The 16,648-nt window shown below is 65.7% G+C and carries 16 protein-coding genes; 12 read left to right on the top strand and 4 right to left on the bottom strand.

Features of this window, described 5'->3' with window-relative positions; genetic code table 11:
- Window positions 1-73 precede the first annotated feature (73 nt).
- The 4 genes from FBZ87_RS07090 (at window position 74) to FBZ87_RS07075 (ending at window position 5,360) form a co-directional block, all read left to right on the top strand.
- Window positions 74-919, top strand: coding sequence for an AAA family ATPase (locus FBZ87_RS07090; protein WP_145609606.1), 846 nt, complete (start codon window positions 74-76; stop codon window positions 917-919).
- Between the two features lie 211 nt (window positions 920-1,130).
- Window positions 1,131-1,718 carry a hypothetical protein gene (locus FBZ87_RS07085; RefSeq protein ID WP_145609605.1) on the top strand — a complete coding sequence of 196 codons (588 nt, stop codon included), beginning with the start codon at window positions 1,131-1,133 and terminating at the stop codon, window positions 1,716-1,718.
- 334 nt (window positions 1,719-2,052) lie between these two features.
- Window positions 2,053-3,741 carry a methyl-accepting chemotaxis protein gene (locus tag FBZ87_RS07080; protein WP_246134277.1) on the top strand — a complete coding sequence of 563 codons (1,689 nt, stop codon included), beginning with the start codon at window positions 2,053-2,055 and terminating at the stop codon, window positions 3,739-3,741.
- A gap of 140 nt (window positions 3,742-3,881) precedes the next feature.
- Window positions 3,882-5,360 carry a methyl-accepting chemotaxis protein gene (locus tag FBZ87_RS07075; protein WP_145609604.1) on the top strand — a complete coding sequence of 493 codons (1,479 nt, stop codon included), beginning with the start codon at window positions 3,882-3,884 and terminating at the stop codon, window positions 5,358-5,360.
- 68 nt (window positions 5,361-5,428) lie between these two features.
- Here the strand turns inward: FBZ87_RS07075 and FBZ87_RS07070 are convergent, their stop codons facing one another.
- Window positions 5,429-6,736 (bottom strand): ABC transporter substrate-binding protein, encoded by a 1,308-nt coding sequence (locus tag FBZ87_RS07070; protein ID WP_145609603.1) that lies wholly within the window; start codon window positions 6,734-6,736, stop codon window positions 5,429-5,431.
- A 284-nt stretch (window positions 6,737-7,020) separates the two neighbouring features.
- Between FBZ87_RS07070 and FBZ87_RS07065 the strand changes: the two genes are divergently transcribed.
- From FBZ87_RS07065 to FBZ87_RS29620, 5 genes are all read left to right on the top strand, one after another.
- Window positions 7,021-8,214 (top strand): vWA domain-containing protein, encoded by a 1,194-nt coding sequence (locus FBZ87_RS07065; RefSeq protein WP_145609602.1) that lies wholly within the window; start codon window positions 7,021-7,023, stop codon window positions 8,212-8,214.
- Between the two features lie 225 nt (window positions 8,215-8,439).
- A complete protein-coding gene (locus tag FBZ87_RS07060; RefSeq protein ID WP_145609601.1) occupies window positions 8,440-9,891 on the top strand; it encodes an NADP-dependent isocitrate dehydrogenase in 1,452 nt (483 codons plus the stop codon).
- 417 nt (window positions 9,892-10,308) lie between these two features.
- Entirely contained in the window at window positions 10,309-10,668 is a 360-nt protein-coding gene (locus FBZ87_RS07055; protein WP_004272076.1) for a GcrA family cell cycle regulator, read from the top strand.
- Window positions 10,669-10,829: 161 nt separating this feature from the next.
- A complete protein-coding gene (locus FBZ87_RS07050; RefSeq protein ID WP_145609600.1) occupies window positions 10,830-11,105 on the top strand; it encodes a BrnT family toxin in 276 nt (91 codons plus the stop codon).
- Window positions 11,089-11,481, top strand: a complete 393-nt coding sequence (locus tag FBZ87_RS29620) for a helix-turn-helix domain-containing protein (protein ID WP_145609599.1) — start codon at window positions 11,089-11,091, stop codon at window positions 11,479-11,481. The genes FBZ87_RS07050 and FBZ87_RS29620 overlap by 17 nt, the downstream gene beginning before the upstream one ends.
- A gap of 85 nt (window positions 11,482-11,566) precedes the next feature.
- On the opposite strand, the gene FBZ87_RS07040 is transcribed toward FBZ87_RS29620, so the two are convergent.
- Together FBZ87_RS07040 and FBZ87_RS07035 are read right to left on the bottom strand one after the other, a co-directional pair.
- Window positions 11,567-12,790 (bottom strand): NADP-dependent isocitrate dehydrogenase, encoded by a 1,224-nt coding sequence (locus FBZ87_RS07040; RefSeq protein WP_145609598.1) that lies wholly within the window; start codon window positions 12,788-12,790, stop codon window positions 11,567-11,569.
- Between the two features lie 243 nt (window positions 12,791-13,033).
- A complete protein-coding gene (locus FBZ87_RS07035) occupies window positions 13,034-13,618 on the bottom strand; it encodes an LOG family protein (RefSeq protein WP_145609597.1) in 585 nt (194 codons plus the stop codon).
- A gap of 243 nt (window positions 13,619-13,861) precedes the next feature.
- Between FBZ87_RS07035 and FBZ87_RS07030 the strand changes: the two genes are divergently transcribed.
- The 3 genes from FBZ87_RS07030 (at window position 13,862) to FBZ87_RS07020 (ending at window position 16,228) form a co-directional block, all read left to right on the top strand.
- The gene (locus tag FBZ87_RS07030) at window positions 13,862-14,365 is read left to right on the top strand and encodes a c-type cytochrome (RefSeq protein ID WP_145609596.1); all 504 of its coding nucleotides are present in this window, start codon (window positions 13,862-13,864) and stop codon (window positions 14,363-14,365) included.
- A 7-nt stretch (window positions 14,366-14,372) separates the two neighbouring features.
- On the top strand, window positions 14,373-15,062 hold the full coding sequence (locus FBZ87_RS07025) for a cytochrome b/b6 domain-containing protein (protein WP_145609595.1): 690 nt from the start codon (window positions 14,373-14,375) through the stop codon (window positions 15,060-15,062).
- A gap of 155 nt (window positions 15,063-15,217) precedes the next feature.
- Entirely contained in the window at window positions 15,218-16,228 is a 1,011-nt protein-coding gene (locus tag FBZ87_RS07020; protein WP_145609594.1) for a LysM peptidoglycan-binding domain-containing protein, read from the top strand.
- A 97-nt stretch (window positions 16,229-16,325) separates the two neighbouring features.
- On the opposite strand, the gene FBZ87_RS07015 is transcribed toward FBZ87_RS07020, so the two are convergent.
- Complete coding sequence (locus FBZ87_RS07015) at window positions 16,326-16,634, bottom strand: hypothetical protein (protein ID WP_145609593.1); 309 nt, start codon at window positions 16,632-16,634, stop codon at window positions 16,326-16,328.
- Window positions 16,635-16,648 lie beyond the last annotated feature (14 nt).

The raw sequence follows: 16,648 nt of genomic DNA, 5'->3' as shown, positions 1-16,648 counted from the left end.
GCGTAGCGGACTGAAAAGTGAGGACAAGCCAAGGGCGCGGATGCGCCCGCCCGGCGCCTGAGGGAACACGACCATGAAATTCCAAGGGACGGAGAATTACGTCGCCACCGATGACCTGCGGGTCGCCGTCAACGCCGCCGTCACCTTGCAGCGCCCCCTGCTGGTGAAGGGGGAGCCGGGCACGGGCAAGACCGTGCTGGCGCAGGAGGTGGCGAACGCCCTGGGCCGGCCGCTGCTGCAATGGCATGTGAAGTCCACCACCAAGGCGCAGCAGGGCCTGTACGAGTACGACGCCGTCAGCCGCCTGCGCGATGGCCAGTTGGGCGACGCCCGCGTCAACGACATCGCCAACTACATCCGCAAGGGCAAGCTGTGGGAGGCGTTCGAGGCCGACGTGGCCCCCGTGCTGCTGATCGATGAGATCGACAAGGCGGACATCGAGTTCCCCAACGACCTGCTGCAGGAACTCGACCGCATGGAATTCTTCGTCTACGAGACGGGGCAGACCATCAAGGCACGGCAGCGGCCGGTGGTCATCATCACGTCGAACAACGAGAAGGAACTGCCGGACGCCTTCCTGCGCCGCTGCTTCTTTCACTACATCCGCTTCCCCGATGCGGAAACCATGGCCCGCATCGTCGACGTGCACTTTCCCAATCTGAAGCGGGACCTGCTGCGCGACGCCCTGACCCTGTTCTATGAGGTGCGCGAGGTGCCGGGCCTGAAGAAGAAGCCCTCCACCTCCGAACTGCTGGACTGGATCAAGCTGCTGATGATCGAGGACATCGACCCGGCGGTGCTGCGCCAGCGCGACGTGAAGAAATCCATCCCGCCCCTGCACGGCGCCCTGCTGAAGAACGAGCAAGACGTGCATCTGTTCGAGCGCCTGGCCTTCCTGGCGCGGCGGGAGCGGGATTGAGGCCAGGCGCCATGCTGCGCTGCGATGTTTGCTTTTAACGCAAATCTCCCCAGCGTTGGGCACGGTTGAATGTGGAAATGGTGGACTTCCAGCCTTCCTGAGGGCAGACGGCGGCACCAACATGTGTGCACTGCAACATTCATCACAGCACAGTCCCATGTGTTTGCGCTATCACTGTTGACATCTCAACAGTGAGCGAAGGATTCCGGTCATGGTTGCCGGTGTCATGCGGCGGTGGATGGTGGCGTTCTTGCTGGGCGGATTGGCGGCGGTGCCCCAGGTCGCCTATGCCGGGGCCGGTTTGGGGCTGGAGATGGTGTGCGCCGACGCGGTGAACGCCGCCCCGGTGGTGGACCGGCTTCCCTCCTTCGCCCGGATGCTGGGCCTGATGCCGGCGCATCCAACGCCGGTGCCCACGGCCACCTGCGTGGCGGGGTATCAGGCGCTGTGGACACCCAAATCGGTGCCTGTCCCTGAAACGCTAGTTGGGGCTGAAACCCCGCCCGGCACGATCCTGGGACTGCAGGCCTTCGATGGCCGGGGCGGGGGGCGGGATCTGGGGCTTTACACCCGCTACGCCGGCGCCCTGCTGGCAGGCCTGCCCGCTGATCTGGCAGCGCAGAGGGATCGGATGCGGACCGCTGCCGTAGCCCGGCTGATCGTCATCGGCCAGAGCCTGGCCGCCAGCGCCTATCGCCCAGTGGCGGCCTTGCACCGCGCCTATCGCGATCCCACCGAACCCTCGCCCGTGCGTATGGCCCGCCTGTTGCGGCCTGAGGCGACCACGCAGAGCCCCTGACATCCTTGGAGGTACGCCGCGGGCTGGCTGCAGGCAGGGGGTCCGTGCATTTTCCGATAATTTATCCTGTATACAATATATTTACTCACCGATGCATTTTGAATTCTCTCGGAGTGCAACCGGTTTCATTTTCGTTTACTTCCGAAATACAAATATATAATGCAGTTATTGCGAGAGAGAGAATAAATAAAGGCTAGAGATTTGGGCTATAATTTTTCCATGTATACTTACGAATATACAAAATTCACTTTGCTTCGTTGTGTGCGTTAGCGTTTCCTTAATGCCTAAGAGGCAATCCTGTCCGCCTTCGGATTAACCCCTCAGGCTCGAAACGATGAACTTACTATCCAGCATGAAGGTCGGGCGGAAGCTGGCGGCCGCTTTCACGATCATCGTCGCCATCACCTTGATCGCCTCGGGCATCAACTACCGGGCGCTATCCACCATTCGCGACACGACGCAGTGGACCGACCATACCTACAAGGTGCTGGAACGGCTTGGCCACGTCATGGCGGCCATGGTCGATCGGGAATCTGGCCTGCGCGGCTATCTGATCGGTGCCGACGCCAAGTTCCTGGAGCCGTATCAGAAGGGTCAGGTGGCATTCGAGGCGGCGTTCGCGGAGGTCAAGTCCCTGACCGCGGACAACGCCGCGCAGCAGGCGCGCCTGGATGAGTTGCGCCGGCTGGAGCAAGCGTGGCGGCAAGAGGTGGCGGACGCGGAAATCGGGCTGATGGCCAAGCCGGAAACCATCGAGCAGGCGCGCAAGCTGGCGGCCAGCGGCATCGGCAAGGTGCATATGGATCCCATCCGCGCCAAGGTGGCGGAGATCGACAAGGTGGAGCGCGACCTGCTGGGACAGCGGGCGACGGTCCAGGCCGACGCGCTCACGACGGCCATGACCGTCGCGCTGGTCAGCAGCGGCCTGTCCATCCTTCTCGCCGTCGTCATGGCTTGGGGACTGACCCGGTCGGTGGCTGCACCCATCGTCGGCATGACCGCCGTGATGCAGCGCTTGGCGGATGGCGACACCCGGGTGGAGGTGCCGGCCCGTGACCGCGAGGACGAGGTCGGCGGCATGGCCCGGGCCGTCGCTGTCTTCAAGGACAACATGCTGGAGGCGGACCGGCTGCGGACGGAGCAGGAGGCACTGAAGCAGCGCGCGGAGAAAGAGCGCCGGCAGGCGATGCTGGACCTGGCCGGCGCCTTCGAAAGCCGGGTGGGTGGCATCGTCAACGGCGTGACGGCCCAGGCCACGGAACTGCTGGCCACGGCGCAGACCCTGAATTCCTCTTCCGGTCATGTGGCGCGTGAGGCGGGCACCGTTGCCGCCGCCTCCATGCAGGCGACACAGAATGTGCAGACGGTGGCGGCGGCGACGGAAGAACTGTCCGCCTCCATCCAGGAAATCACCCTGCAGGTCTCGCGGTCCAGCCAGATGATTTCCAGCGCCGTCGGCCAGGCCGGGCGGACCAATGAGGAAGTGCAGGGCCTGATGCAATCGGCCCAGCGCATCGGCGAGGTGGTGACCCTGATCAACGACATCGCCAGCCGCACCAATCTCCTGGCCCTGAACGCCACCATCGAGGCGGCCCGCGCCGGAGATGCCGGCAAGGGCTTCGCCATCGTCGCGTCCGAGGTGAAGTCTCTGGCCACCCAGACGGCCCAGGCCACGGAGGAGATCCGGGCGCAGATCGCCGGCATGCAGGCGGCCACGGAAACCTCGGCCCAGTCGATCCAGGGCATCGTGGAGATCATCAACCAGGTCGACCAGGCCGCCACCACCATCGCCTCGGCGGTGGAGGAACAGGCCGCCACCACCAATGAGATCACGCGCAACGTCCAGCAGGCGGCCCAGGGGACCAGCGACGTCAGCCAGACCATCTCGCGCGTCAGCGACGCGGCGCAGGAGACCGGGGGCGCAGCCGGGGAGGTGCACACGGCGGCCAACGATCTCAGCAAGAACGGCGAACTGCTCAAGCAGCAGGTTGACACCTTCCTGCGCGAAATCCGCGCCGCGTGAGGTGGGAATGACTTAGGACCAGGGTCCGGGGTGGGAGGCGTTCCTGAATGAACGCGGCCCGCCCCGGCGCATGCACTGCCACGATGCCGACTTCTTGGGCTGGAAAAAAAAGCGGCACAACAGGAAAGCGGGGAAGAGAGATGTTTGGATTTTCAAAAAACAACGGCGCCATCAATCGTAAAATCGCGGCCATTGACGCCCTTCGCGCCAAGGTGATGGTGGCGGACGAGGATCTCAATATCGTCTACGTGAATCCATCCGTGGTCGCCTTGCTTCGGGATGTGGAGCAGGACCTGCGCAAGGAATTGCCGCGTCTGAACGTGGACCGCCTGGTGGGCAGCAACATCGACATCTTCCACAAGAACCCGGCGCATCAGCGGGGCATGCTGGCCAAGCTGGCCAAGCCTCACGCCGCCACCATCAAGGTCGCCAGCCACCAGTTCGACCTGCTGGTCACGCCGCTGAATGAGGGCGGCCGGCGCATCGGCTTCGTGGTCGAGTGGGCGGACGCCAAGGAGCGGCTTGAGAACCTGGATTACGCCGGGCAGATCGCCGCCATCCGCCGGTCGCAGGCCGTCATCGAATTCACCACCGACGGCATCATCACCAAGGCCAACGACAATTTCCTGGCGGTCATGGAGTATCGCCTGGAGGAGGTCGTGGGCAAGCATCATCAGATGTTCGTCGATCGCGACTACGGCGCCACGGCGGAGTACCGCCAGTTCTGGGAATCGCTGAAACGCGGCGAGTTCAAGGCCGCGCAGTTCAAGCGCGTCTCCAAGTCCGGCAAGGCCGTCTGGATCGAGGGTGCCTACAACCCGATCTTCGATGAAAAGGGCCAGGTGACCAAGGTCGTGAAATTCGCTGTGGACGTGACGGCGCAGGTCAACCTCCTGAACAACCTGAAGGTCCTGATCGACCAGAACTTCGGCGAGATTGAACGGGCGATCGGCCAGTCGACGCGCGAGGCCTCGTCGGCCGGGGTCGCGGCGGGCACCACGGCCAGCAGCGTGCAGATGGTGGCGGCCAGCGCCGAGGAGCTGGCGGCCTCCATCGCCGAGATCTCGCAGAGCATGTCGCGCGCCCGCACCGCCACCGACAGCGCGTTCGACCGCACCGTGCAGGTGGGTGAAAGCACCGACCGGCTGGCGGCGGCGGCCCAGGCCATGAACGGCATCGTCGGGCTGATCAACAACATCGCCGGCCAGATCAACCTGCTGGCTCTGAACGCCACCATCGAGGCGGCCCGCGCCGGCGAGGCGGGCAAGGGCTTCGCCGTCGTGGCCAGCGAGGTCAAGAACCTGGCCAACCAGTCTGCCAAGGCCACCGAGCAGATTTCGGGGGAAATCGAAGGGATACAGTCCACCTCCGCCGAGGTCGCGGGCGCCCTGAACGCCATCCGTGAGGCGGTGTCCACCGTGCGTGAGCATGTGTCCGGCACGGCCGCCGCCGTGGAGGAACAGAGCGCCGTCACGCGCAGCATGTCCACCAACATGCACAGCGCCTCCAGCGCCGTCTCCACGGTGACGACCAACGTCACGGCCATTTCCGCCGCCATCAGCCAGGTGGCTGCCGCCATGGACAAGACCAAGGAGGCGGCGCAGGTGCTCGTGCGCTGAGGACAAGGGGGGGCTTGCAGACTGGGTGCCGGCGGTGCCGCCTCGAGATCGCGGCGCCCCTGGCAACCTCAGTGCCCGCCCAACTGCACCGCCCCGGTCTCCTGCGTCCTGGCGTGTTCCAGCTCCGCCAGGGCCGCGTCGATGTCGTACGGCGGGGCCATGAAGCGGCGGAAGATGCGGCCGGCCACCGCGGTCAGCGGCGCGGTGGCGTCGCGGTCGAAGTAGGCGGCGAAGCCGGCCGCATCCTCCAGCACCTGCCGCCCCGCGTTCTCGAAGAAGGTGCCGGCGCCCGCCGGTGCGGGGCCCGTGTCCCTCTGCCCATCGCGCAGCGGTGACACCATGGCGAGATCGGTGTTGAAACGGTCCAGTTCCGCCGTCTCCGCCAGGAAGCGCACGAAGCGCTGAACCTCGGGCCGCGCGGCGGCCCGGGGGGCCACCACCAGCACGTCCTGCGGCGCGTCCTCATAGCGGGGCATGCCGGGGGTCAGTGTGGGGAAGGGAATGAAGCCCACGTCATCGCGCACCAGGGGCGAGAAGTGCATGGCGGCGAACCCGCCCAGCAACAGCATGCCCACCTGCTGGTGATAGAAATAGGGCAGGGTATCGCGCCAGTTGTCCCCGGGCTGGGGCACGTGGAAGTATCCCCGGTCCAGCAGCAGCCTCCATCGCGCCATCACCGCGTGCGCGGCCGGGTCGGTGAAGGGGATTTGGCCCGCCAGCAGGCGACGATGGAAGTCCAGCCCGTTCAGACGCAGGTCCAGGTAGTCGAACCAGGCGAACAGCGGCCAGTTCTCCTGCGCACCATAGGCGAAGGGGGTGACCCCCGCAGCCTTCAGGTGCGCCGCCACGGCCAGCAACTCTTCCCAGGTGCGGGGCGGCGCCAGGTTCAGACGCTGGAACAGGGATTTGCGGTAAAAGAAGCCCCAGGGGTAGGTCGACAGGGGCACGGCCACGACCTTGGCGCCCACGGTGACGGCATCGACGGCCGGCGGGCTGAACCGGTCGCGCACCAGCCGGGCCAGATCCGAGGGCAGGGGCGCCACCATCCGCCGGACATAGCCGTCCCGCAACGCCTTGCCCGAGTCCCAGAACGCGACATCCGGCGCGTCGGGCCCGCCGGCCTTGGCGCCAACCCGCTGCCAGTAGAGGTCCATGGGCACTTCGCGATGGGTGATCTGGATGTCCGGGTTGGCGGCGGCGAAGCGGTCGAGCAGGGCGCTCCAGGCGGTGTGCTTGTCCCGGCTGCCCACCATCATGTCGATGGTCAGGTGGCCGGCCCGTGCCGGGCATGCCAGGCAAAGGACCAGGACCAGACACAGAAGAAGGCCCGCCGTGCCGTCAGACACCCGGCCCTTTCGGCGCGTGACCGCTACCATCCAACGGTCCCCGCCCCGCCTGTCCTATGCCATTTCGATCTCATGCTGGATAACCTTGGGCGGGGGGCTTTTGGCAGGGGAGTCTTTGGGCCGGGGAACTTTTCAACGGCGAACTGGGACCGGAGCGCGAGGCCGGGGAAGGGATGCTACCTATACGGTATGGGCGCCGCCAATCCTACGTGGAAATTCAGGTGGAATGCAGCCGCCCCGCGCGCCCTTGGCCCCACGCCCCCTTGGCCCCGCACCCCCTGGCCCCCGGGCCCGCCGTCGCGTAGACTGGCCCCATGTTCAGCACCTTCTTCTTCCAGCTGCGCCAGGCCCGAATTCCCGTGACCTTGCGGGAGTATCTGGCCTTGATGGAGGCCATGTCCGCGCATGTCGCGGGCTACAGCGTGGAGGACTTCTACCATTTGTCCCGCACCATCCTGGTGAAGGATGAGCGCAACCTGGACCGCTTCGACGTCGTCTTCGGCCAGGTCTTCAAAGGGCTGGAAGGGGCGGTGGCCGGGGATGGTGGCGATGTCGCCGCGCGCGAGTTGCCGGAAGACTGGCTGCGCAAGCTGGCCGAGCGGCACCTGACGGAGGAGGAGAAGGCGCAGATCCAGGCACTGGGCGGCTGGGAAAAGCTGATGGAGACGCTGGCCCAGCGCCTGAAGGAGCAGCACGGCCGCCACCAGGGCGGGTCCAAGTGGATCGGGACGGCCGGTACCTCGCCCTTCGGCGCCTATGGCTACAATCCGGAGGGCGTGCGCATCGGGCAGGAGGGCAGCCGCCACCGCCGCGCCGTGAAGGTCTGGGACCGGCGCGAGTTCCGCAACCTGGACGACACGGTGGAATTGGGCACCCGCAACATCAAGGTGGCGCTACGCCGCCTGCGCAAGTTCGCCCGTACCGGGGCGGCCGAGGTGCTGGACCTGCCCGACACCATCCGCGCCACGGCGGCCAACGCCGGCCATCTGGACCTGAAGCTGCGCCCCGAACGGCACAACGCGGTCAAGGTGCTGCTGTTCCTGGACGTGGGCGGTTCCATGGACGACCACATCCGCCTGTGCGAGGAGCTGTTCTCCGCCGCCAAGGGGGAATTCAAGCATCTGGAGTATTTCTACTTCCACAATTGCGTCTATGAGGGCGTGTGGAAGGATAACCGCCGCCGGCGGACGGAGCAGATGTCGACCGTCGACGTTCTGCACACCTACCCGGCGGACTACAAGCTGATCTTCGTGGGCGACGCCAGCATGAGCCCCTATGAGATCACCCACGCCGGCGGCGCGGTGGAGCACTGGAACCAGGAGGCGGGGCAGGTGTGGCTGCGGCGGCTGCTGGACGTCTACCGCCGCGCCATCTGGCTGAACCCGGTCAGCGAAGGGTACTGGCCCTACACCGCCAGCATCGGCCTAATTAAAAATTTGATGGAAGGCCGCATGTACCCCTTGACCCTGCAGGGGCTGGAGGCGGGCATGCGGGAACTTAGCCATTGATTTATTAACGTTTCTTGGCACCCACCCACGCAAGTGCAGGGGGGCAGGGACGCCCAAAGCACAGTTGCCGCGCCGGGCGTCCCGGCATAGTGTCCGCGCGGGCTCAAAAATTTTGAGCCGGACGCGGGCGGCCTTCCCAGACCGTGCCCCAAACCGCGCCCCCCAAACCGCGCCATGTCCCCCGATGGTTGGGGAAAGGTGCTAGTGCCAAGGATGAAAGAGAAGATGAATTCTCCGACCAAGATCACCATCGCGCGCGGCGACGGTATCGGCCCCGAGATCATGGACGCCACCCTTGAGGTGTTGGCCGCCAGCGGCGCCAACCTCGAGTATGAGGAAATCCAGATCGGCGAGAGCGTCTATCGCCGGGGCATCATGAACGGCATGGAGCCCAGCGCCTGGGAAAGCCTCCGCCGCACCAAGGTGTTCCTGAAGGCCCCGATCACCACCCCGCAGGGCGGCGGCTACAAGTCGCTGAACGTGACCATCCGCGGCGCCCTGGGCCTGTATGCCAATATCCGCCCCTGCGTCTCCTACTCCCCCTTCGTCGCCACCAAGCACCCGTCCATGGACGTGGTCATCGTGCGCGAGAACGAGGAAGACCTGTATGCCGGCATCGAATACCGCCAGACGCAGGACGTGACCCAGGCGGTGAAGCTGATCTCCCGCCCCGGTTCGGAAAAGATCATCCGTTACGCCTTCGAATACGCGCGGGCCAACCATCGCCGCAAGGTGACGGCCTTCGTGAAGGACAACATCATGAAGATCTCCGATGGCCTGTTCCATCGGGTCTTCGACGAGATCGCCGCCGAGTATCCGGACATCGAGGCGGAGAGCATGATCGTCGACATCGGCGCCGCCCGCCTGGCGGACACGCCGGAGCACTTCGACGTCATCGTCACCCTGAACCTGTACGGCGACATCATCTCCGACATCGCCGCCCAGATCACCGGCTCGGTCGGCCTGGCCGGTTCCTCCAACATCGGTGACCAGTGCGCCATGTTCGAGGCCATCCACGGCTCCGCCCCCACCATCGCCGGCAAGGGTATCGCCAACCCCTCGGGCCTGCTGCTGGCCTCGGTCATGATGCTGGTCCACATCGGCCAGTCGGAAGCGGCTGAGCGCATCCATAACGCCTGGCTGAAGATGATCGAGGACGGCATCCACACCGTCGACATTTTCAAGCGCGGCGTCAGCAAGGCCCGCATCGGCACCCGTGACTTCGCCGCCAACCTGATCGACCGCCTGGGCGATCGCCCGGCCACCCTGGTGCCCGCCAGCTACCCGGCCGGCGTCGCCAGCAGCTTCAGCGGCATCGCCCTGAAGGGCGCCCCGGCCCAGACCAAGAAGCTGGTGGGCGTGGACGTGTTCCTGGAGCGCAAGGGCGGCACCGGCGACGACATGGCCGCGCTGTTCCAGCCGCTGATCCCCGCGGGCCTGAAGCTGGTGATGGTGTCCAACCGCGGCCAGAAGGTGTGGCCGGACGGCGCGCCGGAAACCTTCTGCACCGACCATTGGCGCTGCCGCGTCATGGCCGACGGCGCCGATGAGCTGAAGCACGGCCAGGTGGCCGAGCTGCTGGCCCGGGTCGCCAAGGAAGGCCTGGACTTCGTCCAGAGCTCCAACCTCTACACCTTCGACGGCGCCAACGGCTTCTCCGCCGCCGCCGGCCAGTAAGGGGGCGCGTAAGCAGGCGGGCATGGGATCGCTCCCATGCCCGTCGCCATTTTGGAGGGCGCCCGTTCCCTCTTAACTCCCCTTTAATAGGGGATGAACGAGAGTGGGCCCGCTAGGAATAGTGGCTGTTCCTGGGATATACCCACTAAGGGGAGGGGCAGCGGGTTTCCCCAGGTTGCCTGCGGATCTTCGATGTGGATTCTGTATCCGCGGTCAAAAAACGAGTCGGAATCACCTGTTCAGGCTTTGGCAAGTTTGGTAGTGTCACACGCATCTCGATACCAAATCTTGTTGATGGGAAATTTCCCGGTATCGACTGCTGGAGCGGGACGCTCGGCGGTGACGGCATGTTTTTGCGCGCCCGCCGATCTCGGGGGCTAAGGAGCGAGGGCTTCGATGGAAGAAGAAAAAGCGTCGATGAGTTGGACTGACGAGCGTATCGAGCGCCTGCGCCAGCTGTGGGGCCAGGGCATGAGCGCCAGCGAGATCGCCGACCTGCTGGGCAACGTGACCCGCAATGCGGTGATCGGCAAGGCGCACCGGCTGGGCCTCTCGGGCCGGCCGTCGCCCATCAAGAAGAAGCCCACGCGCGGCGCCACCATCCTGTCGCTGAACGAGCGCATGTGCAAATGGCCGGTGGGCGATCCCAAGCACGCCGATTTCCATTTCTGCGGCTGCCCCTCGCTGCCCGGCATGCCCTATTGCCGCGAACACGCGCAGATGGCCTACCAGCCCGCCAAGAAGCGGGATGACGAGCGCAAGCTGGTCATGGCCTGAGACACTGGTCCTCACACGGAATCAAGCGAACCCCCGCCGGCGACGGCGGGGGTTTTGCTTTTGGGGCCCGGTCAGCCGATCATGCGGTGATGGCGGCTTAATCGCTATACGGGATATCCGCACATTGATATGATACCCGCGACTTATGGCTGGGTTCGTTGATGAACTTTGAGATCGACCCGGCCAAGGATGCGGCCAATCAACTGAAACACCGTGTTCCCCTGGCCTTCGGTGCCTTGGTGGTTCTGGACGAGCGCCGGTTGGATGTTGTTGATACCAGGGCCCTATATGGCGAGGTGCGCGTCCAATGCCATGGTCAAGTCGCGGGGCGGGTTTGGGTAGCGGTTTTCACTGAGCGCGATGGCGTCTACCGCTTCATCAGTGTGAGGAAGGCGAATGACCGGGAAACCAGGCGATACCATGCCCATCTCCTTTAAGCGCTTGGCGGATGGCTCCTTCGTGCGCGTCTTCCCCGATGGACGTACGGAACCCTATACGCTTCCCCAACCGGACTTTCAGGCTTTGGACGGTCTGAGCGATGACGAGGTGACGGCGGCGGCCGAGGCGGACCCCGATGCCGTGCCCATGACGGACGAGGAATTCTCTCGCGGCCTTGTCGCCGGCCAAGTCGCGCGCATCCGCAAGGCGACCGGCCTGTCCCAGGACAAGTTCGCCAATCGCTACGGCATCCCCGTAGGTACCCTACGAGATTGGGAACAGGGACGCGCTCGACCTGACGGCCCGACCCTGTCCTACTTGAAGGTCATCGCCGCCATGCCGGACCAAGTGGCCCAGGTGCTCAAGGCCGGCTGAGTCGACGAATACGCCAGCCAAAAGAAAACGCCGGGCGGTGGTGTGCCGCCCGGCGTTTCTGTCACATCGGAACCGTTGAGAGGCCTCAGGCGTCGAAGCCCATGGCCTTGCGCAGGTTCTCGTCCAGCTTGGCCAGGAAGTCCTGGGTGGTCAGCCAGGGCTGGTCCGGGCCGATCAGGATGGCCAGGTCCTTGGTCATGAAGCCGGACTCGACCGTCTCCACGCACACCTTCTCCAGCGTCTTGGCGAAGTTGGTGACCTCCGGCGTACCGTCGAACTGGCCACGATAGGCCAGGCCCTGCGTCCACGCGAAGATGGAGGCGATGGGGTTGGTGGAGGTGGGGCGGCCCTTCTGGTGCTCACGATAGTGGCGGGTCACCGTGCCGTGGGCGGCCTCGGCCTCTACGGTCTTGCCGTCGGGGGTCAGCAGTACCGAGGTCATCAGGCCCAGCGAGCCGAAGCCCTGGGCCACGGTGTCGGACTGCACGTCGCCGTCGTAGTTCTTGCAGGCCCAGACGAAGGCGCCGTCCCACTTCAGGGCGGAGGCGACCATGTCGTCGATCAGGCGGTGCTCGTAGACGATGCCCTTGGCCTTGAACCGCTCGGCGAACTCGGCGTCGAAGATTTCCTGGAAGATGTCCTTGAAGCGGCCGTCATAGGCCTTGAGGATGGTGTTCTTCGTGGACAGGTACACCGGATAGCCGCGCTGCAGGCCGTAGTTGAAGCAGGCGCGGGCGAAGCCGGCGATCGATTCGTCCAGGTTGTACATGCCCATGGCCACGCCGGCCTCGGGGAACTTGAACACGTCGTAGGTGATGGCCTCGCCGCCGTCGTCGGGGGTGAAGGTCATGGTCAGCTTGCCGGCGCCGGGCACCTTGAAGTCGGTGGCGCGGTACTGGTCGCCGAAGGCGTGACGGCCGATGACGATGGGCTTGGTCCAGCCCGGCACCAAGCGCGGCACGTTCTTGCAGATGATGGGCTCACGGAAGACGGTGCCGCCCAGGATGTTGCGGATGGTGCCGTTGGGCGACTTCCACATCTTCTTCAGGCTGAACTCGGCCACGCGGGCCTCGTCCGGGGTGATGGTCGCGCACTTCACGCCCACGCCGTACTTCTTGATGGCCTCGGCCGCGTCCACGGTCACCTGGTCGTTGGTGGCGTCGCGATGCTCGATGCCCAGGTCGAAGTACTTCAGGTCGATGTCGAGGTAGGGCAGGATCAGCTTGTCTTTGATGAACTGCCAAATGATGCGGGTCATCTCATCGCCATCAAGCTCGACGACGGGATTGGCAACCTTGATCTTCTGCATTCTCAATGCCTTCTGCGTATAGGTAATTTTTATGACAGCCGGCGCCGCGTTTGAGCGCGCCTCGATATGCCAGAGCCGTTTCCCGGGTAAGAAACGACCGCGATTGGGCGACCAGTATATCGGACGGCCGGTATAAGAGCCCATTCGGGCCCGGCGATCAAGCAAGCGGGGCGGGGAACCGGCGTGCGGTCCCCGCAACGGTGTCCCCCCGATGAAACCGGGGCCGCGTGCCCTTGAAACCGGCTACAGCCGTTCCACCGCGATCTTCTGCTGGGCGTCCGGCGCGCGGCGCAGGGCCGGCAGGATGGCGTGGACGCTGTCGACGAAGGTGAAATAGCTCTCGATTTCGCCCCGGCCGAAACCGGTGGCGCGGATGTGGGTCAGCAGGTCGCGCAGCGGATCCCAGTAACCGCCGATGTTGGCGATGACCACCGGCTTGTCGTGCAGGCCCAGCTGGCGCCAGGTGATGATCTCGAACGCTTCGTCCAGAGTGCCCAGGCCACCGGGCATGACGACGAAGGCGTCGGACTTCTCCACCATCATGCGCTTGCGCGTGTGCATGCTGTCCACGACGTGCAGTTCGGTCAGGCCGCCGTGGTCGACCTCGCGCACCTGGATGTGGTCGGGGATGATGCCCACCACCTCGCCGCCCGCCGCCAGGGCGGCGTCGGCGGTGATGCCCATCAGGCCCACGCGGCCGCCGCCATAGACCAGCCGCAGGCCGGCGTTGCCGATCAGGGTGCCCAGGTCGTGGGCGGCCTTCTTGTATTCCTCCGACACCTGGCCCGAGGACCCGCAATAGACACAGACGCTACGCACCTTGGACATTCCTCTCATCCTTATGGAACGGGCGGGATGGGCTGTAATCCCCTTATCCCCGCCCGGGATGCCGCCGTCCGCTGACCGCCAGCGGGGCTTGCCGGACGGGTGACGGCCCGTTACACCATCCTTGCGGGCCGACTGCAAGCCATCCGGCAGGCCGTGCAAGGCGGCGGATGGCATTAGGCGACCCGGACGGGTGGCGGGCAAGGCCATAGAGATAAGTGGTTACAATCAGGGCAGGAGAGAAGAATGCCGCGTGCTTTTCGTGATGTCCCGCAAGCCTTTCGCACCGGTTCCGCTGCGCGGGTCGCCGCCGGCCTGGCCCTGGCCGCCGCCCTGCTGGGGGGCAGCGTCGCCCACGCCGCGCTGGACCCGGCCGAAATCGTCAAGGCCCGCCAGCAGGACATGAAGAAGCTGGGCGGCGGCATGAAGGTCTTCATGGGCTACCTGAAGGACGACAAGGGCACCGCCCAGGACGTCGCCGCCGCCGCCGCCGCCATGGAGGCCGTGACCAAGGGCCTGCCCGACCAGTTCACCGAGGGTACGGACGTGGGCGTGGGCGACAGCGAGGCCCTGCCCGTGATCTGGCAGGAGAACGCCAAGTTCCGCCAGGGCTTCACCGACCTGGCCCAGGCGCTGGACAAGATCCTGGCCCTGCCGGCCACCGCCGACAAGGCCGCCATCGGCCAGGCGGTGCAGGCCGTGGGCGGCACCTGCAAGCAATGCCACGAAACCTACCGGCAGAAGAAGTAAGCCGGGCATGACGCCCGCGGGCAAGGGCGGCGTCCCGGTATGGGACCTGCCCATCCGGCTGTTCCATTGGCTGCTGGTCGCCGATCTGGCCGGCCTGTGGTGGACGGCCGCCCATGACAACCTCGCCCTGCATTTCAAGCTGGGCTACGCCGCCCTGGCCCTGCTGCTGTTCCGCCTGTTCTGGGGGGTGATGGGCAGCGACCAGGCGCGCTTCGCCCGTTTCCTGAAGGGGCCGGCGGCGGTGCTGAGCCACCTGCGGCACATGGCGAGCCCCGGCCCGCTGCCGCCGCAGCGGGGGCACAACGCGCTGGGCGGCTGGGCCGTGGTCGTCCTGCTGCTGGTGCTGTTGGCCCAGGTGGGCACCGGCCTGTTCGCCGTGGACGACGACGGGATGGAGGAGGGACCGCTGGCCCATCGCGTCGGCGCCTCAGCCGCCAAGCTGGCGCGGCGGCTGCACCATGCCAACTTCAGCCTGATCCAGATCGTGGTCGCCGTCCACGTGGCGGCGGTGCTGTTCTATCTGGTGGTCAAGCGCGAGAACCTGGTGCGCCCCATGGTCACGGGGTGGAAACGCCTTACCTTCCTGCCCGGCGAGGGGGAGGCGGGCGTGGGCCACGGCTGGGTGCCGCTGTGGCGGGCCGGCCTGCTGGCCGCCGTCGCGGCGGGACTGGTGGCGGGTTTGGTCGTTTTCGCCTGACGCGGCGATCTTCCAGGCTTGATCGCGCGGGCGCCACCGGGCTATTCCGGAACGGCACCCGGGATCGCATCCAGGATCCCATCCAGGATTGCTTGGGGGGCTCATGAACCGGCGGCCGGGGGTCAGCCGCCGGGATAATGACAAAGGAACCGACTGTGACGCAGAACAAGGTCATTGCCGCCGTTGTCGGCGTGGGCGCGCTGGCGCTGCTGGTCTGGGGCTTGTCCCACATGCAGGCCGATCGCACCGCCGGCACGACGCAAACCGCCGCCCCGGCCGTGGCCGAGGCCCCGTCCGGCCCCAGCGCGGTTCCCACCTTCGATGTGGTGCGCGTCAGCCCCGACGGCACTGCGGTCATCGCCGGCCGCGCCATGCCGGGCGCCGCGGTTACCATTTCCGACGGTGACAAGGAATTGGGCACGGTCACCGCCGACAAGCGCGGCGAATGGGTCCTGACCCCCACCCAGGCGCTGACCCCCGGTTCTCGCACCCTGTCCCTGAAGATGAAGACGGCGGAGGGCACCGAGGTCGCGGCAGATGAGACGGTGACCCTGGTGGTGCCGGACGCCAAGCGCGACATCGCCGGCCGCAAGCAGAACGAGACCGGCGGGGCCCTGGCCGTCGTCACCCCGCGCCAGGGCGGCAGCCGCGTGCTGCAAAGCCCGGTCAAGTCCGACAAGTCGCTGGCCGTCGCCATCGACACCATCGACTACAACCGCGCCGGCGCCGTCACCGTGGGTGGCGACGCCCCGGCCAAGGCGGAGGTGCAGCTGTACCTGGACAACACGCTGGTGGGCCACGCCACGGCCGACCTGCAGGGCCGCTGGACCATCACCCCGGAACGCCTGATCGACCCCGGCCGCTACACCCTGCGCGTCGACCAGGTGGGGGCCGATGGCAAGGTGGCGGCCCGCGCCGAGGTGACGTTCGAGCGCCAGCCCATCGCCGACAGCGACAGCCGCGCCGTGGTGGTGGTGGCCGGCAACAATCTGTGGACCCTGGCCCGCCACCTCTATGGCGAGGGCATCCAGTACACCACCATCTTCGACGCCAACCAGGACCAGATCCGCGACCCCAACCTGATCTACCCCGGCCAGATCTTCATCCTGCCGACCACGACCGGCCAGGCGGGCGGGGGGCAGGCGGGCGCCGGCGGGCATCATTGATGGTTTCGAAAGGTCCTGGGGTTGGTTTATTCAGCCCCAAGCGACCAGCCGGCGGCGGTTGATTTTTGGATGCTACGAGCTGCTGTGGTAGGCGGAATTATTGTGAATTCTGTTCGTCCATGGCATCGAGTTTTTTGGTGAACCGGACCAGAAGAAAGACCAGTCCGATAGCCGGTCCGACCGCTGGAATGGCGTAGAGCAATCGGCCTTCGTGACTGGTAAACCAATCTGTGAGGGTGCCGATAAAGTGGTAGGCGCCTAATGCGGCAGCGAAGGATAGACCGAGAGCCACCACTCGTGCGGCACCGTTTTTCAGCACACGAAAAGCTATGAAAAGCAGGGAATATTCCAGCACGATTAAGACCATTGCGATGAGCATAAAGCCGCCCAGCATGATCTCAAGCATGGCGCACTCCGGTC

The organism is Nitrospirillum amazonense, assembly GCF_007828035.1.
Lineage (GTDB): Bacteria > Pseudomonadota > Alphaproteobacteria > Azospirillales > Azospirillaceae > Nitrospirillum > Nitrospirillum amazonense.
The sequence above is the reverse complement of the archived record's forward strand: the minus strand, read 5'-3'. Positions and strand labels throughout refer to the sequence as shown.